This is a genomic window from Rhizobium sp. P1_E1, from assembly GCF_056406015.1.
The window spans coordinates 1-24,928 of the sequence record NZ_JBFUAY010000001.1 but is presented as its reverse complement, the minus strand read 5'-3'; the positions used below and the strand labels follow the sequence as shown (position 1 = coordinate 24,928).

Genomic DNA, 24,928 nt, shown 5'->3' with positions numbered 1-24,928 from the left:
GGTTCGCGCCGCTCAATCCTCTTCGTCGGCCTGGCCGGGATTGAGCCGTTCGCGCAGCTCCTTGCCGGTCTTGAAGAAGGGCACCCACTTCTCCTCGACGAAGACGGTGTCGCCGGTCCGCGGGTTGCGGCCGGAGCGCGAAGGGCGGTTCTTGACCGAAAAGGCGCCAAAGCCGCGCAATTCGACTCGGTTACCCGCAGCCAGTGCATCCGTGATCTCGTCGAGAACCGCGTTGACGATATTCTCGACGTCGCGATGATAGAGATGCGGGTTGCGTGCGGCAACAATCTGCACCAATTCGGACTTGATCACATTCGCCCCCTTAAATTATTGATTTCTTATCAATCGTGGCCAACCTGCCAAACTGAAAGCAGCCCGTCAAGAAGCAACTTTGGGGGCAGGATTCCATTGATATCCTGGGTTTTCATGAGATCATCATAACCGAAGATCGTAATCAACCGCGAAACAGCCCCAGCGAGCAGAAAGGGCGTATTGCTCTTCTTGTCCCAGTCGACCATCGGCAGATCGCCGTCGACGCCGCGTGATTTGAGATAGGCACGGATCTCAGCCTCGCCGCCGATGGCATCGACGAGTTTCACCTTCAGCGCCTGGCGGCCGGTATAGATCGTGCCGTCGGCCAGTTTCAGCACCTCGTCGCGCGGCAGCTTGCGCCGGTCGGCGACCAAGTCGACGAACCAGTTATAGCTGTCGACCACCATGTTGCGGATCATCGCTTTGGCTTCCTCGCTCGCCTCGTGGAAGGGCGAGGGCTCGGCCTTCAGCGGCGAAGACTTGATCTCCTGCAGCGAGACGCCGATCTTGTCGAGCAGCGGCTGGATCTGCGGATACTGGAAGATGACGCCGATCGAGCCGGTAATCGAGCTGTCGCCGGCAATGATGGTATCGCCGGCGGTGGCGATCATGTAGCCGGCAGAGGCGGCAAGTGTGCGGACGTCGGAGACGACAGGCTTCTTGGCTGATATCGCGCGGATCGCCTTGAAGATTTTTTCGCCGCCATAGGTCGTGCCGCCGGGCGAGGAGATCGAAATCACTGCTGCCTTCACCTGGTCGCTGGTCTCGACCTTCTTCAGCCGCTCCAGAAGCTCGTCGTCGTCGACGATCAGCCCCGATATCGTCACATGGGCGATGTGCGGGCGCTCCGTCCCGGTATCGCCGAGGGCGAAGCGGTAGAAGGCGAAACCAAGTGCCACGATGAGGGCCACCGCGATGAGGCGCCAGAAGCCGAGCTTGCGGCGCAGCCGACGGCGATCCGCGATGATCGAACTGTCCATAAAAACCTCCAGCGCTGGCACCGGCTTCGGCATGCCGCCGATCGACCCGGTGAAATAGGGTGGCAGCGGCCCGTACGAATGCCACTTTTCAATGTTTTTCCGTTTTGTTGCTTGTTGCAGAAAAAATTCCATATTGGCAAGCCAATGTAATAATGCGAAACGAACTGTGATTGCGGCCGGCTTTGTTATGRAGGCGCGGCGATCACCGCACATGGACGAGGCCTATGCTCGATACCCTGAAGAACAACGGACATGCCGCCTATTCAGGGTCGGGCAAGAATGCCTATGGCGATGCGTTGTTCCATTCCGCCCGCGTGCGGCGGCTGAAAATATTGCTGCCGGTGGCGGCCCTGGTCATCGCAGCCAGCCTCACCGCGGTGGCGTTGGTCCGCATCTATCTGCCCGAGAACATCAAGTTGGAAGGCGCCAAGATCGAGAACGGCAAGGTCGTGATGGAAAAGCCGGCGATCGCTGGCCGCAATTCCGACGGCATCAACTATTCGATGCTGGCCGAAAGGGCGCTGCAGGACATCCGCAATCCCAATCTCATCACGCTCGAAACCATCAAGGCCGCCGTGCCGATGAATGACGGCCTGATCGCCCGCGTCGTCGCCTCGACCGCAGACTACAACCGCACTACCGACAATCTGCATATGACGGCCCCCTTCACTTTGGTGCTGAGCAGCGGCCTCAATGCGAATTTCCAGTCCGCCCAGCTCGACATCAAGGGCGGAAACATGCGGAGCGACGATCCCGTCACCATCACCAAGGACAATGCCTCCATTGTTGCGCAGTCGATGGAGATAACCGATAAGGGGCGGGTGATCACATTCGAGGGGAATGTTCGCATGAATGTCGATCCATCCACCATCCATAAACAGGGCACTTAACCAGCCGGGTCATCCATGACAAAAGATTGTCGCATTTCCACTTGCAAGACAGGCATGGCATTCGTTGCCGGCGCATTTGCCCTCATTCTGACGGCCTCGGGCGCGGGTGCGCAGTCGACCACGATGTCGGGCATGAAGCTTTCCAACGACCAGCCGATCCAGATCGAAAGCGACAAGCTTGAGATCCATGACCAGGAACACACCGCGCTTTTCACCGGCAAGGTCAAGGTCGTTCAAGGCACGACGACGATGCAGTCCGGCAAGATGACCGTCTATTACAAGGACAAGGCGGCAAAGCCGGCTGCCGACGGGGCGCAACCCGCTGCCCAGCCGGAGCAGTCGGCCTCGCTTGCATCGGGAAGTGCAGATATCGACAAGATCCTGGTGACGGACAAGGTCCTCTTGACCTCGGGCACGCAGACGGCGACCGCCGATGACGGCAATTTCGACATGGCCTCGCAGACATTCATCCTCACGGCAGATGAGGGGAACAAGGTTATCCTGTCGGACGGGCCGAACGTCTTTACCGGCTGCAAACTGACGGTTCACATGCAGACTGGCCAGGCGGAGCTTGAAAGCTGCGGCGGGCGTGTCCAAATTCAGCTCGATCCGAAATCGAAGCCGAATACACCGCAGCAGAAGCAGAACTGAGAAGCCGGCCTCCCACGTGAAATTATCATCGCTATCCACCATGTTCGGCAAGCCCGGGCCACAAGCTGCGGGTGCCGCCGACAAGAGCCGTTATCAGGGAACGTTGATCGCACGCGGTCTGACGAAGACCTATGCGACGCGGCGCGTCGTCAACGGCGTCTCGCTGGTGGTGCGCCGCGGCGAGGCTGTCGGCCTGCTCGGCCCGAACGGCGCCGGCAAGACCACCTGTTTTTATATGATCACCGGCCTTGTGCCGGTGGACGAAGGCACGATCGAGATCGACGGCAACGACGTCACGACCATGCCGATGTACCGCCGCTCACGTCTCGGCGTCGGTTACCTGCCGCAGGAAGCCTCGATCTTCCGTGGGCTGACGGTGGAAGAGAATATCCGCGCCGTCCTCGAAGTGCATGTGAAGGACAAGGCTGAGCGCGAGCAGAAGCTGAACGAGCTGCTGGAGGAGTTCCATATCCAGAAGCTGCGCAAGAATGCCGCCGTCGCCCTTTCCGGCGGTGAGCGCCGCCGCCTCGAAATCGCGCGTGCGCTTGCGACCGACCCGACCTTCATGCTGCTCGACGAACCCTTCGCCGGCGTCGACCCGATCTCGGTCGCCGACATCCAGAATCTCGTTCACCACCTGACGGCGCGCGGCATCGGCGTTCTCATCACCGACCACAATGTACGCGAGACGCTGGGTCTGATCGACCGCGCCTACATCATCCATGCCGGTGAGGTGCTGACCCATGGCCGGGCGAACGACATCGTCAACAATCCGGAAGTGCGCCGGCTCTACCTCGGCGACAATTTCAGCCTCTGATACCGGGCGGCCCGCAGAAATTCACCTTGTCGGCATAGTTCCGCTTGACCAAATACAATAAAAAAGCAATTTTTGGGCCAACTTGGATTTCCGTGGCCTGAAGCCTTGATCGGACGCGGTTTCCCGGAGGAATCGAGGGGAGTTTCGCGTCCGTCATGGCACTGTCCGCCAATCTTTTCCTGCGCCAGACCCAGTCCCTGGTGATGACACCGCAACTGATGCAATCCATCCAGTTGCTGCAGATGACTCATTTCGAACTCAACCAGTTCATCGCCATGGAAGTGGAGAAGAACCCGCTGCTCGAATTTCCGTCGAATGACGGCGAGGCGGTCGGAGAACGTGGCGAAAGCGAAGATGAGCAGTATGCTCATCAGCCGGAGGATGCCGGGTCGGACGATGGCTATGACAACCGCGCCGAGGCGCTCTCCAGCGACTGGTATGACAATGGCGGCAGTGCCAGCACGAGCCGGCTGAACGACGAACTCGACGCCAATTATACCAATGTCTTTCCTGATGACGGCGCCCCACAGCGCCTCGATGCGCCGGAGCTCGTCAGCCAGTGGAAATCGATGCCGGGCAGCGGCGAGGGCGCCGACTACGATCTCGACGATTTCGTCGCCGGCCAGGTATCGCTGCGCGATCACCTCGCCCAGCAGATCCCCTTCGTCCTGCCTGACATGGCCGACCGGCTGATCGCGCAGAATTTCGTCGACCAGCTCGACGACTGCGGTTATCTGCAGGCCGATATCGTCGAGGCGGGCGAGAGGCTGGGCACGAGCCTCGCACAGGCCGAGCGCGTGCTCGCCACCCTCCAGAGCCTCGATCCGCCGGGTGTTTTCGCCCGCAGCCTTGCCGAATGCCTGGCGATCCAGCTCCGGCAGAAGGACCGATACGACCCCGCCATGCAGGTTCTGGTCGAAAACCTCGAACTGCTCGCCCGGCGCGATTTCGCCACGTTGAAGCGGCTCTGCGGCGTCGATGAGGAAGATCTTCTCGACATGCTCGGCGARATCCGCCAGCTCAATCCGAAGCCCGGCAGTGGTTTCGAGGCAGGTGTTTCCGAAGCGATCATGCCGGATGTGGTCGTCAGAGCCTCCTCGGASGGCGGCTGGCTGGTCGAGCTCAATCCGGATACRCTGCCRCGCGTGCTGGTCAACCAGTCCTATTTTTCCCGGGTGACAAAGAACGGCGAGGATCACGCCTTCCTCTCCGATTGCCTGCAGASCGCCAACTGGCTGACGCGCAGCCTYGATCAGCGGGCAAAAACCATCATGAAGGTGGYAAGCGAAATCGTCCGCCAGCAGGACGCCTTCCTGCTGCACGGCGTCGACTATCTGCGCCCGCTGAACCTGAAGACGGTSGCCGAGGCGATCAAGATGCATGAATCCACCGTCAGCCGCGTCACSTCGAACAAATAYATGCTGACGCCGCGCGGCCTCTTYGAACTCAAATATTTCTTCACCGTCTCGATCAGCGCCGTCGCTGGTGGCGACAGCCATTCGGCTGAGGCCGTGCGTCACAAGATCCGTGCGCTGATCCTGCAGGAAAGCCCGGAAGCGGTGCTTTCCGATGACGATATTGTCGACATGTTGAAGAAGGGCGGCGTCGATCTCGCCCGCCGCACGGTTGCGAAATACCGGGAGGCGATGAACATCGCGTCTTCGGTCCAGCGCCGCCGCGAGAAGCGGGCGCTCGCCAAGGTCGCCGGCTTCTGACGCTGTCATGCTTCGACCTGGATCGAAGCATTCTGCCCGCAAATCCCGTTATTCCTCTCCAGCGCCCTGCGTCTTTTCAGACGCGCAACGGCGCTGCAACCCTTTGAATTTTCTTGAACGAAGATCGAAATGCCGACGATGACGCCGCGAAATCCGAACCTCGCCAGGGAGCTTTTCCTGCTGCTGGTGCTGGCGACCCTTTGGGGTTCCTCCTATAGCTTCATCAAGATCGGCGTCGAGACGATCCCACCTGTAACGTTGATCGCCGCCCGCACGCTGATTGCCGGGGGCATTCTGCTGGCCGTGCTGCGCCAACGGCGTGTCCGCCTGCCGCGCGATCGTGCGACCTGGCGGCGGTTTTTCGTTCAGGCCTGTCTGAACAGCGTCGTTCCCTTCACACTGATCGCCTGGGCCGAACAGTCCGTCGATGCCGGATTGGCGGTGATCCTGAATTCGGCAACGCCGATCTTCACCTTCCTGCTGACCGTGCTGATGACCCGCCATGAGCAGGTGACGCTGCGACGGCTTTTCGGCGTTATGGCCGGGCTTGCCGGCATCTGCCTCGTCATCGGCGTCGAAGCGCTCGGCGGTCTCGGCGAAAGCCTGATGGCGCAACTCGCCATCATCCTGGCGACCATCTGCTATGCAGGTGCCGCGATTTTCAGCAAGAACTTCAAGGGGCTCGATCCCGCAGTGCCGGCGGCCGGCTCGCTGATCTCAGGCGCGGTCATTCTCTTGCCCATGAGCCTCATCGTCGATCGGCCATGGGAGCTCGATCCCTCGGCAGCATCGATGCTGGCGCTGCTTGCCCTCTCCGCTTTTTCGACGGCGCTCGCCTTTGCGATCTATTTCCGTCTCATCCAGACGCTGGGCTCGGTCGGAACCACCTCGCAAGCCTATCTCAGAGTGCCGATCGGTGTTGCGATCGGCATCGTCTTCCTCGGCGAGAGGCTGAGCTCGACGGCCTGGATCGGACTCGTCTGCGTCATAGCAGGCGTCGCTGCAATGACGATCCCCGCAAAGATGAATACAACTCAAGCGCGAAATGCGTAAAGTGGTTAGGGTGGTGATTGGCGGCATGCGTTACCCAGCAAGGTACCCGACACACGTTGTCCGAGTGCCGCTGATGGTGATTCGCCGCCCTATTGACTTTTCGGTAACCTGTGGCTAGAAGCGCGCCGCAATCGGTGCCGTGAACGGCATCTGGAGTTATCCCCATCATCCCCAGGGCACCAAGGACCCGCAGGCCTAAGCCGATCTTGCTTGAGATTGCGCGAAGTGCTTGGATGAACCTGATGCTTGGCGTAAACTGATACCCGCAAACGACCATAAGAAGGGAAACTCCATGAGTGTGCGTGTATCCGGGAAACATATGGAAATTGGTGAATCCTTCCGTCAAAAGATCGAGGACCAAATTGGTATGGCCATCACGAAATACTTCGACGGGGGATATTCCGGCCAGGTGACCGTGGAAAAGGCGAGTTCTCGTTACTCGGCGGATTGCAAGCTGCATCTGGACAGCGGGGTGGTGTTGCATGCGGCCGGCGAGGCGACCGACCCGCAGTTGGCTTTCGACGCCGCCTCCCAGCGGATCGAAAAACGGCTGCGGCGTTACAAGCGCAAGCTGAAGGACCATCACGCCGGAAACCATCTGAATGGTTTTGCAGAGGTCTCCTACACGGTTATGGATTCCGTTCCTGATCACGATGATGAAATCGCCGACGATTTCGCTCCCGCGATCGTCGCTGAAAGCACGAAGCAGTTGAAGACCATGTCGGTCGCCACCGCCGTGATGGCGCTCGACATGACCGACGAGCCGCTTCTCCTGTTCCGCAGCCCCGGCAAGGAACATCTGAACATCGTTTACCGTCGGCACGACGGAAATATTGGCTGGATCGATTCAGCCAGTATCAAAGGCTGAGATCAGGGTGGTGAGCGGCGGTATTGCCGCCGCTCCTTGCATTATCTGATCCCGGCGACAGAAGGAAAAAGAAATGGCATTGGCAGATTTGCTCCATCAGGATGCGATCATTCCCGCCCTCAGAGTAAATTCCAAGAAACAGCTGCTTCAGGAGTTGGCCGCAAGAGCCGCCAGGATCACCGGGCTCTCCGAACGGGAGATCTTCGACGTCATCCTGCAGCGCGAGCGCCTTGGCTCGACCGGCGTCGGCAACGGCATCGCCATTCCCCACGGCAAGCTGGTCAACATCCATTCGATCGTCGGCATCTTCGCCCGGCTGGAGCAGCCGGTCGATTTTGAGGCGCTGGACGACCAGCCGGTCGATCTCGTCTTCCTGCTGCTTGCGCCGGAAGGGGCGGGCGCCGATCATCTCAAGGCTCTGTCGCGGATCGCCCGCGTGCTGCGCGATCACGATCTGGTCGCCAAGCTGCGCGCCACCGATTCCTCCCAGGCGATCTATGCCTTCCTCAACGAAGAGCAGACGTCGAACGCTGCCTGACGCACGTCGCGCGATAACGCATCGATTCTCGAATGCAAAAAGGCGCCTGATCTCTCAGGCGCCTTTCGCATTATGATGCGCTGAACGATCAGAACTCTTCCCAGCTGTCCTGCGCCACGGCCGCGGATCCAGGCGACGGGGCAAGGGAGCGACGGACCGCCGGGGCGCTCACGCGAAGCGAAGGGGCCGCAGCCGCCGGCGCCCGCATCTTTTGCGCGACGGAGGCAAGGGCTGCGGCGTTCCTCGAACCCGAGACATTGAAGCGGGTGGCGAGCGCCTTCAGCGTCTGCGCCTCGTCGTTGAGTGCGACGCTCGCCGCGGTCGCTTCCTCCACCATGGCCGCATTCTGCTGCGTCACCTGGTCCATCTGGTTCATGGCCTGATTGATTTCCTTCAGGCCGACAGCCTGTTCGCTGGCCGATGCCGAGATCTGCCGGATGAGGTCGTTGATGCCCATCACCTGTTCGGCGATCTTGTGCAGCGTGCCGCCGGCGCGCCCGACGAGATCGACGCCTTCCTTGACCTGGACGGCCGAGGTGTTGATCAGCGTCTTGATTTCCTTTGCGGCATTGGCCGAACGCTGTGCGAGTTCGCGCACCTCCTGGGCGACGACGGCAAAACCCTTGCCGGCTTCCCCGGCACGCGCCGCCTCGACACCGGCATTCAGGGCCAGCAGGTTGGTCTGGAAGGCGATCTCGTCGATGACGCCGATGATCCGCGAAACCTCCGTCGAAGATTGTTCGATCCCTTGCATCGAGGCAATCGCCTTCTGCACCACTTCGCCGGACTTTTCGGCATCCTGGCAGGCAAGGTTGACGTTCTCGGCTGCCGTGCGCGCATTCTCGGCGCTGGAATCGACCTGTGCGGTGAGCTCGTTGAGCGCGGCCGCCGTCTCTTCCAGGCTTGCTGCCTGCTGCTCGGTGCGCTTGGCGAGGTCGGAAGCGCTGTTGCTGATTTCACCGGTGCCGGAGCCGATATTGGCGACGCTGAGGTTCATCGTGTTGATGGTCTCTTCCAGGCTCGCGAGCGCTGCGTTGAAATCCTGTTTCAGCTTGCCGTATTCACCGGGGAATTCGTCCGTGATGCGGTGACCGAGATTGCCCTGCGACAGCGCGGAAAGGCCGGCGCCGACGATCGAGACGATATGGCGCTGCAGCGACACCGATTCCTGGCGTTCCGATTCCGAGCGGCTACGCTCGGTCTCGGCCGCCTGCCGTTCTCTGGCGGCTTCGTCTTCGAGGCGGCGGCTGTCGGCGAGCGTGAAGCGGAAGCCTTCGAGCGCCTTGGCGACCGAACCGACTTCGTCGCTGCGATCTTGAGCAGCGACCGGTTCGCCATATTGGCCGTCGCTCAGCGCTTTGACGCTGGCGACGAGCCCGCCGAGCGGCCGCTGYACGAAAGAGCGGACGGCGAAATAGAGCGCCAGCATGACGGCACCAAGCACGATCAGCCCGTTGATGATCATCACGTAGGTCTGGTCTCGCACCGGCGCGTTAATCGCCGTGTGCGGCACGTCGACGAGCACGACCCAGGTGGCGTTGACGCCGGGAACCGCGAACGGATAGACGACGCGATCGAAGGGATCGAGGCCGTCATAGGCGAGGTTCCTGACGAGACCGGGCTGCTTGCTGGACAGCGCCGTCTTGACGATGTCGGCGCCCTCGCCGTCATATTCCTTGGTCATCAGGTCGGGGATCGGCGCGACGATCCAGTTGCCGGCCTGCGACAACAGCGTGACGCGGCCCGAACCGAAAGGATGCAGCGCCTGCAGCTTGTCGGTCAGCGACTTCAGCGAAATGTCGACGCCGCCGACGCCGATCATCTTACCATCAGACATGACCGGATAGGCAATCGAGGTCAGCAGCGTCGGCACATCTGTTCCCTCGGCCATATAGGGCGTGGTGATCGCGCCCTTGCCGCTGTCGGCGGCAAGCTTCCACCATGCGGCGGTATAATCATTATCGAAGGTCGAATATTGAATGCCACCGTCCTTGGTCTTCGACCAGTAGGGCGTGAAGGCGCCGTTCTTGTTGGTGCCTTCGTCATTATTGTTGGCGATCTCGGTGGTTTTGCCGTCAAGCGCGCCGAGCTGCTCGCAGAACCAGCTGCCGAAGGCGAAGGCGTTCTGCTCGAGATTGGCCTTCAACACATTGATCATGCCCTTGCGATCGAGCGATTTGCCTTCATGGCCGCGGCCGATGACGCCCGACATGGTGCGTGCGGCGCTGGCGAGTTCGCCGACATTGGCGGCGATTTCATTGGCGATCGACTTTGCCTCGAGGTTGGCCTGATCCATCGTCAGCGTCTGGACGCGATCCCGGGTCTGGCCGATGAGGAAAAAGTTCGAAACGATGAGAACAAGCGCGATGGCGATGCCGGTGATGACGATGAGTTTCGCGGCAAGCGATTTCATTCGAAAAATGAACATGGGGTCCTCGGGCAAGGATGCGCCGAACGGGCATTCTCCGGCACAGGAGCAAAGGCTCGCCCCATCATGGGGCAGCCGCTTGGAAGTCCGGAATCCGAAAGGCGGGAGGCGCCGGCGACCACGAGGAACATCGCCGGAAATCTCTTAAATTTAAATGAAACTCTATCGATCGGGGCCATGAAAATCGCCGGAACGCCCTGAATTACAGGGAGTTTTGCCGGCGGCTTCGCAAAGAGACGCGGCTATATCCTGTCTGCGACTTCCTCGCTCAAAGGGATCGACGGTTGCGCCCCGGCCTTGAGGCAGGCGAGCGAACCGGCAACCGCCGCGCGGCGCAGCGCCGAGACAAAATCGAGGCCGTCGTCGAGGCTCGCGGCGAAATAACCGCAGAAAGTGTCTCCGGCGCCGACCGTATCGACAGGTTCGATCTTGAGACCTTGCGCCCTTGAAATCGCCCCGTCGCGAATCGCGATGACCCCATCGCCGCCGAGCGTTACGATCAGCGTCTGGCCCGTCTCCGCGTGTAGGCGCACAAGGGCTGCCTCACGCGCTGCGGCGTCCATGCCTTCCTGTCCGGCAAGCCGCTCGAATTCGGTCTCGTTGGCAATGACGATATCGGCGAGCCGGCCGAGACGCGGGGCATCGGGGATCAGCGGCGCGAGGTTGAGGATGCTGGTGACGCCCTTGGCGCGGGCGGCCGACAGCGCGCGCTCGACGGCAGCAGCCGGCACTTCGAGCTGCAGCATCAGGATATCGCCTTCGTTCATGCGGCCGATCGCCGTCTCGGCATCGGTGGGCGTGACCTGGCCATTGGCGCCGGGAACGACGGCAATCATGTTTTCGCCGTCGCCGCCGACAAGGATCAGCGCCGTGCCTGTGGGGCCATCGACATGTTTGATCAGAGAAAGGTCGGTGCCTGCATCATCGAGCAGGGCCAGCGCCTCCGCAGCGAAAGCATCCTTGCCGACGGCGCCGGCCATATGCACGTAGCGGCCGGCGCGCCGGGCCGCCAGCGCCTGGTTGGCGCCCTTGCCGCCGGCGGCCGTGGCAAAGCCGTTGCCGGCCACCGTCTCGCCGGGCTTCGGCAGGCGCTCGGTCGTGGCGATGAGATCCATGTTGATGGACCCGAAAACTGTGATCATGAATGTGTCCCGTCTTCTGGAGCCTGCAAATGAAATCATGCTCCAACTGTTTCATGCGGGCGAGACACTGCCCGAAGCGGTCACTCTTCGTCAACCACCCGGAGCTTCAGAAGACCGGTGCGGCTTTCCACCGATTTAGCCGCGGCTTCGCTGTCGCGGGCGGGTTTTGCATCGCTGCCACCCGCCTCGAATTCCAGCGCTTCGATCTTGGCGCCGCGCCTGGTGAGCTTGTCGGCTGACGTGACCACCATGTCGATATCCTTCTGCGCCATGGCGAAATGGCCCTGCAGCTTGCGCACCCGCTCGTCGAGGCGGCTGAGATCGTCCATCAGGATCGCCACCTCGCCCTGGATCAGATGCGCCTGCGCCCGCATGCGCTGATCCTTGAGCACGGCCTGGATGACCTGGATCGACAGCATCAGCAGCGACGGCGAGACGATGACGATACGCGCGCGGTGCGCCTTCTGCACCACCGGTTCGAAGTGCTCGTGGATCTCGGCGAAGATCGATTCGGACGGCACGAAGAGAAAGGCCGTATCCTGGGTTTCGCCCTGGATCAGATATTTCTCGGAAATGTCCCTTATATGGACCTCCATGTCGCGGCGGAATTGCTGGCCGGCGATCTTGCCGGCCTCGGGGCTGCCGGCGTCGCGGATCGCGTTCCAGGCTTCGAGCGGAAATTTTGCGTCGATCACCAGCGGCGGCGCGCCGTTCGGCATGCGGATCGTGCAGTCCGGCCGCGAACCGTTGGACAGCGTCTGCTGGAAGGCGTAGGCGCCCATCGGCAGGCCGTCGGCGACGATCGTTTCCATCCTGGACTGACCGAAGGCGCCGCGCGTCTGCTTGTTGGACAGAATGGCCTGCAGCCCGACGACATCTTTGGCGAGCGTCTGGATATTGTTCTGTGCGGCATCGATGACCGCCAGCCGCTCCTGCAGCCGCTGCAGGTTCTCATGCGTCGATTTCGTCTGCTCGGTGATTGTCGAGCTGACGCGCTGCGACATGCCGTCGAGGCGTTGGCTGATCGTCTGGTTGAGTTCGCTCTGCCGCGCGCCGAAGACCTCGGTCATGACAGCGATGCGGCCCTGCATCTCCGCCTGGATCTTCAAAAGTTCTGCCATCCGCGCTTCGTTTTCCTCAGCGCGAAAGCTCGCTTCCTCCGCCTGCTCGCGGCGAAGGCTGGCACTGCGCAGGAGAAGCACGACCACCAGCAGGGCGAGGGCGGCGAGACCTCCGCCGATGAGCGCCAGCATGGCCGGGTTGATCGAGGCAAGGGAAAGGGCGAGCGATTCGGAATGGATGGTCATGCCGCGAGCATAACAGAAGAAACGGCAATATATAGATCAAAACGTGAACGGAATGGGCGGCCCCCAATATCCTCGCAAGCCATCGCTCTTCCTCGCTCGGAGAGAAGAAATCGCCGTCCGATTTAACGATTGCTCAACCATATTGGCCAAAACCTGCGCGCAGAAATTCCTTCCCGCGCGCGTCGCGCCAAGTACAGAGATCCCCATGACCGCCCAGCAGACCGAAAACGCCCTCAGGCAGCGCCTCGATTTCATCGAACTGGATGAGGCAGCGCGCAAGTCCATGCGGGATCTGCGCCCGGTCATATCGGAGCTGATCGGCGGTGCCCTCGATAAATTCTACGCCAAGATCGCTAAGACCCCGGCTGTCGCAGGCTTCTTCGCCGATAAGAACCATGTCGGCCATGCCAAGAAGCGCCAGCAGGATCATTGGGCCAATCTCGCCGGCGGCGCGTTCGACGAGAGCTATGTCAACGGCGTGACCGCGGTCGGCCGGACGCACGCCCGCATCGGGCTGGAGCCGCGCTGGTATATTGGCGGTTATGCCATCGTCATGTCCGAGCTCGTCAAGGGCATCATGGAGAAGCAGTGGCCGTCGATCTTTGCGCGCCGAGAGGGCAAGGCATTGGCCGAGAAGCTGTCGGCCGTCATCAAGGCCGGTATGCTGGACATGGACTATTCCATCTCGGTCTATCTCGAGACGCTCGAAGCCAAGCGCCGCGCCTTGGAAGAAGAGCGTGCCCAGGCCGAATCCGATCAGGCGATCGCGTTGGAGCAGCTGCGCCTCGGTCTGGAAGCGCTGTCGAACGGCGATCTCGAAGCCACCCTGCCGTCCGACCTGCCGGGCAATTTCCGGCAGATGGCCGAGGACTACAACCGCGCCGTCAGCGCCCTTCGCCAGTCCTTCGCCTCCGTGCGCGAGACTTCTGGTCATATCATGAGCGGCGCCGACGTCATTTCCAATGCAACCAACGATCTGGCGCTGCGCACTGCCCAGCAAGCGGCAGGCGTCGAGGAGAGTTCGGCCGCCCTGCAGCAGCTGTCCGTCAGCGTCGGTCAGACGGCGGCCAATGCCGAGAAGGCTTCGGACGCCGTGCGTGAGACGCAAGAGAAGGCGAAGAACTCGGGCGAACTCGTCACCAGCGCCGTCTCGGCGATGGCCGGCATCGAGAAATCCTCGACCGGGATCTCCAAGATCATCGGCGTTATCGATGAGATCGCCTTCCAGACTAATCTGCTGGCGCTGAACGCTGGCGTTGAGGCGGCGCGCGCCGGCGATGCCGGCAAGGGTTTTGCCGTCGTCGCCCAGGAAGTCCGCCAGCTCGCCCAGCGCACCGCGGAAGCGGCCAAGGAGATCAAGAACCTGATCTCGCAGAGCTCGACCCAGGTCAATCAGGGCGTCGGCATCGTCTCCAGCACCGGCGAAGCGCTGAACGACATGATCAGCCGCATCGACATCATCAACCGTTTCGTCGCCGATATCGCCGCCGCCGCCCGCGATCAGGCGACCGGCGTCAACGAGGTCAGCGTCGCCGTCCGCAACATGGGTGCGATCACCCAGCAGAATTCGGACATGGTCGAACAGTCTTCGGCGGAAACGCGCCGCCTCAAGGACGAGGTGGAAACCCTGATCGAGCTGCTGCGGCGCTTCCGCGCCCGGCCGGAAGGCCATTCCGTCAGTGCTGCCCGCCGGGCGGCCTGAGGCGAATAGAGCCTTTCCTGGTCAGATTGCAGCATTCTGCCGGAGCAGGTTTTCGTCAGGGCAAAGGCGATTGGCGACGGGCATACCTCTTGGTACGTCCGAGCCGATCGCCTTTGATCCTGGCGGAAAGATGCCCGGCCCTTCGGGTTGGCTGAAACGGGCCGGCTGATCGACCGGCCGGCTTGGCCGTAGAGCTTGGCTACGACGCGCGCCGGCCGGTCGACCATCCGACTCCGTTTGAGCCAACAGAATGATTCAATCTGACCAGGAAAGGCTCTATGGCGAAATTCCAGGCGGGGATGCAAAAAAGCGTATTCCCCGCCTGCCGGATAATTCCATAGTCGGAAAAGATGGGTTATGGGAACGCCATGACCATCAAGCCACTCATCATTCTTCCCGATCCCGTTCTCCGCCAGCTGTCCAAGCCGATCGAGCGGGTGGACTCCGACCTGCAGCGTCTTGCCGACGATATGCTCGAAACCATGTACGACGCGCCGGGCATCGGCCTTGCCGCCATCCAGATCGGCGTGCCGCGTCGCATGCTCGTCATCGACATCTCGCGCGAGGGCGAGGAAAAGCAGCCGCAGGTCTTCATCAATCCTGAGATCGTCAAATCCTCCGACGAGCACTCCGTTTATGAGGAAGGCTGTCTTTCGATTCCGGATTATTATGCCGAGGTCGAGCGCCCGGCTGTCGTCTCGGTCAAATATCTCGACCTGAACGGCAAGGAACAGACAGTGGAAGCCGACGGACTGCTCGCCACCTGCCTGCAGCACGAGATCGACCACCTGAACGGCGTGCTCTTCATCGATTATATCTCGCGGCTGAAGCGGGAGATGGTCATCAAGAAATTCACCAAGGCGGCAAAGTCAAAGGCGCTGTGACGCTGCGTTGAAAATTCACCGGCGAGACACTATGATATCACCGATATCATGATGGAGGTGCCGAATGGGTGACCTGCTTATTCGAGATGTTCCGGATGCAATGAAGCTGCAGCTTCAGGAAAGCGCGCAGCGCAACGGCCGCAGCCTTTCGGAAGAGGCGATCGAAATCATGCGCCGGCAGATTGCCGTGGAGCGCTCAGGAGCTTCCGCCGGGCAGCGCCTGCGCTCTCTGATGAGTGACGAAAGATTGAGCGAAGATGAAGTGGAGGCCATCGCCGCATCTCGCCACGAACGCGACCGCGAACCGCCGCGCTTCGACAGATGATCGTCCTCGATACGAATGTGATTTCCGAAATGCAGGGGAGGACCCACAGCGAGCGGATATTGAACTGGCTGGACGTCTACGACGTCGAGACGCTTTTTCTGACGACGATTGCAGTCGCCGAAATGCGTTACGGTCTTGAACTCCTTGATGATGGCAGGCGAAAGACAGCGCTGGTGTCCGACTTCAATCGGATCGAGTCGGAATTTTCGGGCCGTATCCTCGGTTTTTCCCTGAGTGCGGCGCATCGCTACGGCCCGTTGGCTGCGGAGCGCAGAAAGGCGGGACGGCCGATGGAAACGAAGGATGCTATGATTGCCGCCATCTGCCTTGCAAACGGCGCGACGCTTGCGACCCGCAACACCAGAGATTTCGAGGGGCTTGATCTCAAGCTCGTAAATCCGTTTGAAGACGGTTGATCCTCAATTGGCGAGATAAAATGTCTCTTCGCATCATCTTCATGGGAACGCCGGAGTTCTCGGTCCCGACCCTACGCCTGCTCGTCGATGCCGGGCACAGGATCGTTGCGGTCTATACGCAGCCGCCACGGCCGGGCGGGCGGCGCGGCCTCGATCTGCAGAAATCGCCGGTGCATCAGGCGGCCGAGCTGCTCGGCCTGCCGGTCGTCACCCCGGTCAATTTCAAGGACCCCGAGGAGCGCGAGAGGTTTCGCGCTTTCAATGCCGATGTCGGCGTCGTCGTTGCCTACGGACTGTTGCTGCCGGAAGCGATTTTGAACGGCACAAGGGATGGCTGCTACAACGGCCATGCCTCGCTGCTGCCGCGCTGGCGCGGTGCTGCTCCGATCCAGCGGGCGATCATGGCCGGCGACGCAAAAACCGGCATGATGGTGATGAAGATGGACAAGGGTCTGGATACCGGCGCCGTCGCACTGACCCGCGAGGTCGAGATCGGCCCGAACACGACGGCTGGCGAGCTGCACGACCGGTTGATGCTCGTGGGCGCCAAGGCGATGGCGGAGGCTATGGTGAAACTCGAGATGAACGACCTGCCGCTGACGCCGCAGCCGGAAGACGGCGTGCTCTATGCCGCCAAGATCGACAAGGCCGAGACGCGCATCGATTTTTCCAGGGATGCCGGGGACGTGCACAATCACATCCGCGGCCTGGCGCCGTTTCCCGGTGCCTGGTTCGAGCTCGAAATCGGCGGCAAGCCGGAGCGGGTGAAGGTGCTGGCTTCCGAACTGGCTCAGGGGCAGGGTGCTGCCGGGCAATTGCTGACGGATGATCTCGTGGTCGCCTGCGCTTCGGGCGCGGTGCGGCTGACCAGGCTGCAGAAGGCCGGCGGCAAACCGCTGGCGGCGGCGGATTTCCTCAGGGGCACGCCGCTTGCGGCGGGCACGAGGCTTACCTGATGCCGCGTTTCCGCATGACCGTCGAATATGACGGCGGCCCCTATGTCGGCTGGCAGCGGCAGGAGAACGGCCCCTCGGTGCAGGGCGCGATCGAGGCCGCGGTGCTGTCGCTGACCGGCGAGACGGTGTCGATCCGCGGCGCCGGACGCACTGATTCCGGCGTCCATGCCATGGGGCAGGTGATCCATGCCGATCTTTCGAAGGCGTGGTCGCCCTACCAGCTGCAGAATGCGTTGAACGCGCATCTGAGGCTCGCCGGCGAGCGCGTCTCCATACTCGATGTTGAGGCGGTTGCCGATTTCTTCGATGCGCGCTTTTCGGCGCTGCGGCGCCATTACCTCTATCGCATCGTCAGTCGCCGGGCGCCGCTGGCGCTTGAAGCCGGCAAGGCCTGGTGGGTGCCGAAGGCGCTCGATCACGAGGTCATGCACGCTGCCGCCCAGAGGCTGGTCGGCAGGCACGATTTCTCCACCTTCCGCGCCGCCCATTGCCAGGCAAACAGCCCGGTGCGCACGCTCGACCGGCTGGATGTGACGCGCAATGGCGAACTGATCGAGATCCGCGCCACGGCGCAGAGTTTTCTCCACAACCAGATCCGTTCCTTCGCCGGCACGCTGAAGCTCGCCGGCGAAGGCAAATGGACGCCTGATGATGTCGAGGCGGCGCTTGAGGCGCGCGACCGCAAGGCCTGCGGCCCGGTGGCGCCGCCGGACGGACTCTATTTCATGCAGGTGGATTATCCCGAGGTGATCGTCGATCGCCGAAGGCCGGTCACCGATACTGATGATGATCTGTCATGAAGATACCGCTCCAGCAGGAGCCTGATCAGGCGGGATAGATGCCGAGGAAGTGCTGCAGATATTCCGAAAGGATCATCGATGGCACGAGCAGCACCAGTGTCAACGCCCCGACCATCAGCGCGTGACCGTGGCAGATCATTCGGAGGATGCGCGCCAGCACGAAGACCTGCGCCAGCATGAAGGCGAGCAGCAGCAGCGAGACGAGGCCGACGGAGCCGGGCAGGAAGAACACCAGCGCCAGCAGCAGCCCGTTGATATAGGAGAGCGGCACGCCGAGCCAGTTGACGCTGACGACGACCGGGGCGAAACGCTCGCCCATGCGGACGGCAAGCAGCAGCAGCCCGGCAAAGACCAGCGGCACGAACCAGTTGGCGACCTCGACGAGGCCGAGCCTGATATAGAAGGCAAAGTTGACATCGGCTTCCGGCGGCATCGACCGCAGAAAGGCCTGTCGCCACCAGAGCCAGGAAATACCCATCGGCGGCAGGCACCAGAGCATCGCCCAGAACGAACGGTTGACGCCGCGCTCGGACATATCGAGGTAGCGGAAGCCGCGCGGATCCAGCCGGATCAGCAGCCAGAGGCCGGCCAGGTAATATTGAACCTCCCTAAAGCCCGGCATTGGCGAACCAGCGAGCGATGAAGGTTTGGTAGATCGCCGTCAGCGTCTCCAGATCGGCGACAGCGACGCGCTCGTCGACCATGTGCATTGTCTGGCCGACGAGGCCGAACTCGACGACCGGGCAATAATCCTTGATGAAGCGCGCATCCGATGTGCCGCCGGTGGTCGAAAGTCGCGGCGACTGGCCGGAAACGCTTTCGACGGCTGAAGACAGCGAGGCGATCAGCGCATTGTTGCGCGTCAGGAAGACATGGCTCGGCCGATCGGCCCAGACGATATCGTAGGCCACCGGCTCGCGGTCCGGCCGCAACGCGCCGTCCCGGGCAGCAACGTCCAGGCGGCGCAGGATTTCGGCCCGCAGCGTTTCAACGGTCCAGCTGTCGTTGAAGCGGATGTTGAAGCTTGCCGATGCCTTGGCCGGAATGACGTTGGTCGCCGGATTGCCGACATCGACCGTGGTCACTTCGAGGTTCGACGGCTGGAAATCGTCGGTGCCGCCGTCAAACGGCGGGTCCATCAGCGCGTGAGTGAGTTGCAGCATGCCGCGCACCGGATTGTCGGCAAGATGCGGATAGGCGGCATGACCCTGGACGCCACGAACGGTGATTTTACCCGACAGCGAGCCACGCCGGCCGATCTTGATCATGTCGCCGAGCCTGTCCGGATTGGTCGGCTCGCCGACGAGGCAGGCATCCCAGCTTTCGCCGCGTTCGGCCGCCCATTGCAGCAGCTTGATCGTGCCGTTGATCGCCGGCCCTTCCTCGTCGCCGGTGATCAGGAAGGAGATCGAGCCCTTGGGCGGCCCGTTTTTCTCGATATGCCGGGCGACGGCGGCGACGAAACAGGCAATACCGCCCTTCATGTCGACGGCGCCGCGGCCGAAAAGCTCGCCCTTGGAAATCTCGGCGGCAAACGGCGGATGCGTCCAGGCGGCTTCGTCGCCGACCGGCACGACATCGGTATGGCCGGCAAACATCAGATGCGGGCCATCCTTGCCGAGGCGGGCATAGAGGTTTTCGATGTCGGGCGTTCCCGCCTCGCTCGCCTTCACCCTGTCGACCGTAAAGCCGAGCGGCGCAAGCATCGCCTCCAGCGCCGACAGTGCGCCGCCTTCGGCGGGCGTCACGGACGGGCAGCGAATCAGTGTCTGGAGATTGGCGACGGGGTCGGTAGCGGTCATGGCGGTCGAACTATCCGGCGGGAATGGCAAAGACATGGCAAGGCGGGGCCGCCTCGCGTAAAAAGACGCCGTCTGTTTACCGGATCAACGTCCCGGTGTCATCAATCTCTGAGCAGCTCGTTGATGCCGGTCTTCGAGCGGGTCTTCTCATCGACGCGCTTGACGATCACGGCGCAGTAGAGATGCGGCGCCGGCTGGCCGTTGCCCATCGTCGCATTGCCCGACGGCATCGAGCCGGCGACGACGACGGAATAGGGCGGCACTTCGCCGTAGGTCACCTCGCCGGTGGCGCGGTCGACGATCTTGGTCGACTTGCCGATATAGACGCCCATGCCGAGCACCGAGCCTTCGCGGATGATGCAGCCTTCAACCACCTCGGAACGGGCGCCGATGAAGCAATTGTCCTCGATGATCGTCGGGCCGGCCTGCATCGGTTCCAACACGCCGCCGATGCCGACGCCGCCGGAGAGATGCACATGCTTGCCGATCTGCGCGCAGGAGCCGACCGTGGCCCAGGTATCGACCATCGTGCCTTCGCCGACATAGGCGCCGAGATTGACGAAGGAGGGCATCAGGATCGCGTTCGGGGCGATATAGGCCGAGCGGCGCACGACGCAGTTCGGCACGGCGCGGAAGCCGGCGGCGCGGAAGTGGTTCTCGCCCCAGCCCTCGAATTTCGAAGGAAYCTTGTCCCACCAGGTCGAGTTGCCCGAGCCGCCCTTCACCACATCCATGTCGTTGAGGCGGAAGGACAGCAGCACGGCCTTCTTCAGCCATTGATTGACCGTCCAGGCACCGTCGGCGGAGCGTTCGGCAACGCGGGCCTGGCCGGCATCGAGCAGATCGAGTGCTGATTCGACTGCATCGCGAACCTCGCCCTTCGTCGACGTGTTCACATTGTCGCGATTGTCGAAGGCGGCTTCGATGATCTTTTCGAGGGATGCGAGGTCGGTGGCGCTCATGAGAATTCCTTAAACTTCGATCTTTATCGTGGAGACGGCGGGGTCTCCGGAATTGCGGTTGGCGGGGTTTACCCTGCTCTACAGCATGAAGCCGTAGAACGGAATGATTTTTCCGACAAGATCATACCTGGATTCAAGGCGTTATAGCGACATATCCGGCTTCGTAGCCGGCAATACTGAAAGGCATTTCGACATGGCGAAGGGACGAAACGGCGGTTCGCGGCGCAAGGATGGCGTATGGGACCCGCTGAAGAGCAGCTCAACCGACAGGCAGCGCGCCGAAGCCGTGCCGAAGACGCCGCAGACGATGTCGCCTGCCTACCGCCTTGCCTATGTCGACGAGGATTTCCTCTGCCGCGAGGAGCTGCGGCCGATCCGCCTGCAGCTGGAACTGATGAAGCCGGAAATGATGCTGACCGAACGCGGCATCAGGTCGACCGTCGTCATGTTCGGCGGCGCCCGCATTCCCGCCCCCGGCCAGAGCGCCTGGGCGGCCCGCAACGATATCCAGCGCGTCAACCTGGAGGCGGCTTCCGTCTATTATGACGAGGCGCGCAAATTCGCCCGGCTCTGCTCGAAATATTCTGCCACCTTCAATTTCCACGAATATGTCATCGTCACCGGCGGCGGCCCTGGCGTGATGGAGGCCGGCAATCGCGGCGCGGCCGACGAGGGCGCCCCTTCGATCGGCCTCAACATCGTACTGCCGCACGAGCAGGCACCGAACGCCTATGTGACGCCGGAACTCAGCTTCAACTTCCACTATTTTGCCATCCGCAAGATGCATTTCATGGTGCGCGCCAAGGCGATCGCCGTCTTTCCCGGCGGCTTCGGCACGCTCGACGAATTCTTCGAATGCCTGACGCTGATCCAGACCGGCCGCATGGAGCGCCTGCCGCTGATCCTTTTCGGGGAGGCGTTCTGGCGGAGCATCATCAATTTCGACGCATTGGCGGAATTCGGGACGATTGCGCCCGACGACGTCAAGCTGATCAGCTTCGTCGATACGGCGGAAGAGGCATGGAAGATCGTCCAGAATTTCTACGAACACCGCGAATAGGCGCTTCGGAGGGGTAAGCTGCAGAGCCTCTCCCCGTCGAGACGGGGAAAGGCAAGGGCATGTCGTCGTCCGGCCTTAGAGCAATTCCAGCAAAAGTGCGTAGCGGTTTTGCGTCCGGAATTGCGTGAAAACAAAGAGATAGAGCATGATGCCGAAAAGTGTGAGCGGTTTTCGGACGACATCATGCTCTCACTCTTTAACTTAGAACAGGATTGAGATTTTAGGCCGATCCGGCCTAAAAATCCTGTTCTAGAGCAGCGGCCGGTCCGGCATGTCGTCGATCGATATGACACCGTCCTTGTTGCGGTCCATCCGGGTGAACAGCTTGTCGAAGGCGGCTTCGGCTTCCTGTTTGGAAATCTGGCCGTTCTGGTCCGTGTCGACCCGGTGCATCATGATCGAGGCACGCATGATGTTGCCGCCATGGCGCATCCAGCGATCTCCGTCACGACCACCGTGACGATCGCGCGGCGGCCGTCCCTGGTCGTTATTGTCTGGCGTCGCGGCTGCGGCATTCGCATCCTTGTTTTCGCCGGCCTCCTGCTTGCGCTGATCTCTCATCGCCTGCATCTGCGTTTGCCGGTACTCACGGATTTCGCCCGGTGTCAGCGAACCGTCCTTGTTGGTGTCGATCGCGGCGAAGAGCTTGTCGATGCCGGCCGTTGCCTCGTCCTTGGAGACCTTCCCGTCCTTGTTCGCGTCGAATTGCTTGAGCATGCGGACATAGGTGATTTCGCGGAAGGCAGCAGCCCCCGGACCGTGCATGCCGGCGTGCTGGCGCGGCCCGTCGCCGGGTGCGGCAAAGCCTGCCCCGGCGGTTGCACCGAAGATGAGGGTGGAGGAAAGCGCTGCCAGTATCAGCTTGTTGCGGTACATCGTGTTTGCCTTTCGTAAGGTGTCCCCTCACGAAAGAAGATATGGCCGCAGCCCCGGAAGACCCAGTTAAACATCGGTAAGCTGAGTGAAAACTTGGTAATCTAATGCATGTCGCCCAAAACTGTGCAGCGGTTTTGGGAGAGCGACATGCATCAAATAAAGACCTAAAGCCGTCAGCCGGTAACCTTGCCGAGGCCGATAATCTTGCGGAGAAAAGCGGCGAGATCGTCGGTGACGAAATCGATATGATCCTCCTCGCCGCTGGTCTTTTCCCACCATTCAACGACCGTCTCTTCCAGATTGCGCGGCACGAGCAGCACGGTCTGCATGCCGAGCGCCTTCGGCACCGTCAGGTTGCGCGGTAGATCCTCGAACATGGCGGCCTTGGTGGTTTCGACCCGCTTCAGCGCCGTGAACTTGTCGTAGGTCGCCTGCGCCGGCTTCGGCACGTAGTCGGCAGCGACGATATCGAAGATGTCGTCGAAATGATCGAGAATGCCGAGCGCCTCTGCCGTCATTTCGGCATGCTTGACGCTGCCATTGGTGAAGATGAACTTGCGCCCCGGCAGCGCCTTGATCGCCTCGCCGAGTTCCGGCTGCGGCGTCAGCGCCGTGTAGTCGATCGCATGTGCCTTCTCGAGGAAGTCGTTCGGGTCGATGCCGTGATGGATCATCAAGCCCTGCAGCGTCGTGCCATGGTCGAGGTAATATTGCTTCTGCAGCTTGCGCGCCTCTTCCCGCTCCATCTGCAGGAGTGCCGCGACATAGGCGGTCATGTTCTTGTCGATCTGCGCGAAGAGATTGACATGATGCGGATAGAGCGTGTTGTCGAGGTCGAAGACCCAGTCTGTGACGTGCTCGAAATCGGTTTTATCAGGCGTGCGGTCGATCTTGGTCATGGCGGTCTTATGGCACGGCTGCTGCCGCAAGGAAATCGACAAGAAAGAATAGACGCCCGATTTTCGGCGGACGGCGCAGGTACGGAATGTTAGAAAGCGTCATGCTTTTCGAACGCCCCGATGATGATACGCTCTATGATGCGCTGATCGCGCGCAGCGCCGATTACGAGGGTCAGGCCTATGTCTGCGTCAAGACGACAGGCATCTTCTGTCGCCTGACCTGCCCGGCGCGCAAGCCGAAGCGGGAAAATACCATCTTTTTCGACACGATCGCCGCCTGCATGCATTCCGGCTTCCGCCCGTGCCAGCGCTGCAGGCCGCTGGAGCAGCCGGGCAGGGAACCAATCGTCGACGAGCTGCTTGCCGCACTGGACGGCGAGCCGCAGCTGCGCTGGACCGAGGATGAGCTTGTACGCCGAGGACACGATCCCTCGACCGTGCGTCGCGCCTTCAAGCGGGCGATCGGCATGACCTTTCACGATATCGTCCGTTATCGCCGGCTGGGTGAAGCGGCCCGGCAACTGGCCGATGGCGCACGCGTCATCGATGCGCAGCTTGAGGCGGGATATGAATCTCCAAGTGGTTTCCGGACGGCTTTTCAGCGGCTCGTCGGCAAGGCGCCGGCGCTCTCGCAGAACCGTGAACTTCTCTTTGCCAACTGGCTCGAGACGCCGCTCGGACCGATGGTGGCCGTTGCCGACCAGACGCATCTCCACCTTCTCGAATTCCACGATCGCAAGGCACTGCCGACCGAGCTCGAGGCGCTGCAGAAGCGTGTCCGCTCCTCGGTTGCGATCGGCCGCACGCCGGCGATCGACCAGATCGAGGCCGAAATCCGGGATTATTTCGAAGGGCGGCTGACGGTCTTCAGGACGCCATTGGCGCTCGGCGGCACGCCCTTCGAAAAACATGTCTGGGCAAAGCTCATCGATATCCCTGCCGGCCAGACGCGCGCCTATGGCGATCTTGCAAGGGAGATGGAAAGGCCTGAAGTGGTGCGTGCCGTCGGCCGCGCCAACGGCGCCAACCAGCTTGCCATCATCGTGCCCTGCCACCGCATCCTCGGCGCGGATGGTTCGTTGACCGGCTATGGCGGGGGGCTCTGGCGCAAGCAATGGCTGCTGCGGCATGAAGAGAAGATCAGCACGCAAGCAAAGATGGAGGAGACAGCATGAACCAGAACGAAAAGGCCAAGGCATTCGGCGCATTGCACCGCAAGGGCGCTCCGGTTGTTCTCTACAATATCTGGGATGCCGGGACGGCGAAGGCGGTGACCGATGCCGGCGCCAAGGCGCTTGCCACAGGAAGCTGGTCGGTTGCCGCAGCCCATGGTTATGCCGACGGCGAAAAGCTGCCGATGTCGGTGCTGGTCGAGACGGCAAGATCCATCACCGCTGTCGTCGATCTGCCGCTTTCTGTCGATTTCGAAGGCGCCTATTCGGCCGAGCCTGAGGGGGCCGCCGCCAACGTCGCCAAGCTGGTGGAGGTCGGCGCCGTCGGCATCAATTTCGAGGATCAGGTGGTCGGCGGTGGCGGGCTCTATCC

At 61.6% G+C, this 24,928-nt stretch carries 26 protein-coding genes; 16 read left to right on the top strand and 10 right to left on the bottom strand.

What is annotated here, in order from left to right; translation table 11 throughout:
* Positions 1-12 precede the first annotated feature (12 nt).
* Both AC1D1Z_RS00130 and sppA read right to left on the bottom strand, forming a co-directional pair.
* Complete coding sequence (locus AC1D1Z_RS00130; protein WP_003544934.1) at positions 13-312, bottom strand: integration host factor subunit beta; 300 nt, start codon at positions 310-312, stop codon at positions 13-15.
* Positions 313-341: 29 nt separating this feature from the next.
* Positions 342-1,292, bottom strand: a complete 951-nt coding sequence (gene sppA / locus AC1D1Z_RS00125) for a signal peptide peptidase SppA (protein ID WP_026188591.1) — start codon at positions 1,290-1,292, stop codon at positions 342-344.
* Positions 1,293-1,516: 224 nt separating this feature from the next.
* Between sppA and lptC the strand changes: the two genes are divergently transcribed.
* The 7 genes from lptC to ptsN all read left to right on the top strand — a co-directional run bounded on the left by lptC (position 1,517) and on the right by ptsN (position 7,824).
* Positions 1,517-2,182, top strand: a complete 666-nt coding sequence (gene lptC, locus AC1D1Z_RS00120) for an LPS export ABC transporter periplasmic protein LptC (RefSeq protein ID WP_018244522.1) — start codon at positions 1,517-1,519, stop codon at positions 2,180-2,182.
* A 15-nt stretch (positions 2,183-2,197) separates the two neighbouring features.
* The gene (locus AC1D1Z_RS00115) at positions 2,198-2,833 is read left to right on the top strand and encodes an LptA/OstA family protein (protein WP_018244523.1); all 636 of its coding nucleotides are present in this window, start codon (positions 2,198-2,200) and stop codon (positions 2,831-2,833) included.
* A gap of 40 nt (positions 2,834-2,873) precedes the next feature.
* Entirely contained in the window at positions 2,874-3,650 is a 777-nt protein-coding gene (gene lptB / locus AC1D1Z_RS00110) for an LPS export ABC transporter ATP-binding protein (RefSeq protein ID WP_047617258.1), read from the top strand.
* A gap of 155 nt (positions 3,651-3,805) precedes the next feature.
* Positions 3,806-5,365 carry an RNA polymerase factor sigma-54 gene (gene rpoN, locus AC1D1Z_RS00105; RefSeq protein WP_477849093.1) on the top strand — a complete coding sequence of 520 codons (1,560 nt, stop codon included), beginning with the start codon at positions 3,806-3,808 and terminating at the stop codon, positions 5,363-5,365.
* 129 nt (positions 5,366-5,494) lie between these two features.
* Positions 5,495-6,418 (top strand): DMT family transporter, encoded by a 924-nt coding sequence (locus AC1D1Z_RS00100; protein ID WP_447011035.1) that lies wholly within the window; start codon positions 5,495-5,497, stop codon positions 6,416-6,418.
* Between the two features lie 292 nt (positions 6,419-6,710).
* On the top strand, positions 6,711-7,286 hold the full coding sequence (gene hpf / locus AC1D1Z_RS00095) for a ribosome hibernation-promoting factor, HPF/YfiA family (protein ID WP_017958734.1): 576 nt from the start codon (positions 6,711-6,713) through the stop codon (positions 7,284-7,286).
* Between the two features lie 73 nt (positions 7,287-7,359).
* Entirely contained in the window at positions 7,360-7,824 is a 465-nt protein-coding gene (gene ptsN / locus AC1D1Z_RS00090; protein WP_018244527.1) for a PTS IIA-like nitrogen regulatory protein PtsN, read from the top strand.
* An 88-nt stretch (positions 7,825-7,912) separates the two neighbouring features.
* Here the strand turns inward: ptsN and AC1D1Z_RS00085 are convergent, their stop codons facing one another.
* The 3 genes from AC1D1Z_RS00085 to AC1D1Z_RS00075 all read right to left on the bottom strand — a co-directional run bounded on the left by AC1D1Z_RS00085 (position 7,913) and on the right by AC1D1Z_RS00075 (position 12,701).
* The gene (locus AC1D1Z_RS00085) at positions 7,913-10,252 is read right to left on the bottom strand and encodes a methyl-accepting chemotaxis protein (protein ID WP_447011036.1); all 2,340 of its coding nucleotides are present in this window, start codon (positions 10,250-10,252) and stop codon (positions 7,913-7,915) included.
* Positions 10,253-10,494: 242 nt separating this feature from the next.
* Positions 10,495-11,394 carry a ribokinase gene (locus AC1D1Z_RS00080; RefSeq protein ID WP_128408555.1) on the bottom strand — a complete coding sequence of 300 codons (900 nt, stop codon included), beginning with the start codon at positions 11,392-11,394 and terminating at the stop codon, positions 10,495-10,497.
* Positions 11,395-11,474: 80 nt separating this feature from the next.
* The gene (locus AC1D1Z_RS00075) at positions 11,475-12,701 is read right to left on the bottom strand and encodes a DNA recombination protein RmuC (RefSeq protein ID WP_131631080.1); all 1,227 of its coding nucleotides are present in this window, start codon (positions 12,699-12,701) and stop codon (positions 11,475-11,477) included.
* A 205-nt stretch (positions 12,702-12,906) separates the two neighbouring features.
* Between AC1D1Z_RS00075 and AC1D1Z_RS00070 the strand changes: the two genes are divergently transcribed.
* The 6 genes from AC1D1Z_RS00070 (at position 12,907) to truA (ending at position 17,784) form a co-directional block, all read left to right on the top strand.
* Positions 12,907-14,403 (top strand): methyl-accepting chemotaxis protein, encoded by a 1,497-nt coding sequence (locus AC1D1Z_RS00070; protein WP_446993921.1) that lies wholly within the window; start codon positions 12,907-12,909, stop codon positions 14,401-14,403.
* Positions 14,404-14,771: 368 nt separating this feature from the next.
* A complete protein-coding gene (gene def, locus AC1D1Z_RS00065) occupies positions 14,772-15,287 on the top strand; it encodes a peptide deformylase (RefSeq protein ID WP_182563709.1) in 516 nt (171 codons plus the stop codon).
* A gap of 64 nt (positions 15,288-15,351) precedes the next feature.
* Positions 15,352-15,612 (top strand): FitA-like ribbon-helix-helix domain-containing protein, encoded by a 261-nt coding sequence (locus tag AC1D1Z_RS00060; RefSeq protein WP_018244532.1) that lies wholly within the window; start codon positions 15,352-15,354, stop codon positions 15,610-15,612.
* Positions 15,609-16,028 (top strand): type II toxin-antitoxin system VapC family toxin, encoded by a 420-nt coding sequence (locus tag AC1D1Z_RS00055; RefSeq protein WP_446980886.1) that lies wholly within the window; start codon positions 15,609-15,611, stop codon positions 16,026-16,028. The genes AC1D1Z_RS00060 and AC1D1Z_RS00055 overlap by 4 nt, the downstream gene beginning before the upstream one ends.
* Before the next feature lie 20 nt (positions 16,029-16,048).
* Positions 16,049-16,984, top strand: a complete 936-nt coding sequence (gene fmt / locus AC1D1Z_RS00050; protein ID WP_446969167.1) for a methionyl-tRNA formyltransferase — start codon at positions 16,049-16,051, stop codon at positions 16,982-16,984.
* On the top strand, positions 16,984-17,784 hold the full coding sequence (gene truA / locus AC1D1Z_RS00045) for a tRNA pseudouridine(38-40) synthase TruA (RefSeq protein ID WP_447011037.1): 801 nt from the start codon (positions 16,984-16,986) through the stop codon (positions 17,782-17,784). The genes fmt and truA overlap by 1 nt, the downstream gene beginning before the upstream one ends.
* A gap of 25 nt (positions 17,785-17,809) precedes the next feature.
* Here the strand turns inward: truA and AC1D1Z_RS00040 are convergent, their stop codons facing one another.
* The 3 genes from AC1D1Z_RS00040 to dapD form a co-directional block, all read right to left on the bottom strand.
* Positions 17,810-18,406, bottom strand: coding sequence for a hypothetical protein (locus AC1D1Z_RS00040; protein WP_018447757.1), 597 nt, complete (start codon positions 18,404-18,406; stop codon positions 17,810-17,812).
* Positions 18,393-19,586, bottom strand: coding sequence for a succinyl-diaminopimelate desuccinylase (gene dapE, locus AC1D1Z_RS00035; protein ID WP_427146246.1), 1,194 nt, complete (start codon positions 19,584-19,586; stop codon positions 18,393-18,395). The genes AC1D1Z_RS00040 and dapE overlap by 14 nt, the downstream gene beginning before the upstream one ends.
* A gap of 101 nt (positions 19,587-19,687) precedes the next feature.
* Complete coding sequence (gene dapD, locus AC1D1Z_RS00030; protein WP_477849082.1) at positions 19,688-20,548, bottom strand: 2,3,4,5-tetrahydropyridine-2,6-dicarboxylate N-succinyltransferase; 861 nt, start codon at positions 20,546-20,548, stop codon at positions 19,688-19,690.
* 193 nt (positions 20,549-20,741) lie between these two features.
* Between dapD and AC1D1Z_RS00025 the strand changes: the two genes are divergently transcribed.
* The gene (locus AC1D1Z_RS00025) at positions 20,742-21,608 is read left to right on the top strand and encodes an LOG family protein (RefSeq protein ID WP_026230888.1); all 867 of its coding nucleotides are present in this window, start codon (positions 20,742-20,744) and stop codon (positions 21,606-21,608) included.
* Between the two features lie 249 nt (positions 21,609-21,857).
* Here the strand turns inward: AC1D1Z_RS00025 and AC1D1Z_RS00020 are convergent, their stop codons facing one another.
* Complete coding sequence (locus AC1D1Z_RS00020; RefSeq protein WP_130758606.1) at positions 21,858-22,484, bottom strand: CREC-EF hand family protein; 627 nt, start codon at positions 22,482-22,484, stop codon at positions 21,858-21,860.
* A gap of 173 nt (positions 22,485-22,657) precedes the next feature.
* On the bottom strand, positions 22,658-23,383 hold the full coding sequence (locus AC1D1Z_RS00015; protein ID WP_130728727.1) for a pyrimidine 5'-nucleotidase: 726 nt from the start codon (positions 23,381-23,383) through the stop codon (positions 22,658-22,660).
* A 101-nt stretch (positions 23,384-23,484) separates the two neighbouring features.
* Between AC1D1Z_RS00015 and AC1D1Z_RS00010 the strand changes: the two genes are divergently transcribed.
* Together AC1D1Z_RS00010 and AC1D1Z_RS00005 are read left to right on the top strand one after the other, a co-directional pair.
* The gene (locus AC1D1Z_RS00010) at positions 23,485-24,558 is read left to right on the top strand and encodes a bifunctional transcriptional activator/DNA repair enzyme AdaA (RefSeq protein ID WP_447011038.1); all 1,074 of its coding nucleotides are present in this window, start codon (positions 23,485-23,487) and stop codon (positions 24,556-24,558) included.
* The coding region (locus AC1D1Z_RS00005) for an isocitrate lyase/phosphoenolpyruvate mutase family protein (RefSeq protein WP_477849078.1) at positions 24,555-24,928 on the top strand (374 nt) is incomplete at its 3' end. The genes AC1D1Z_RS00010 and AC1D1Z_RS00005, both read left to right, overlap by 4 nt.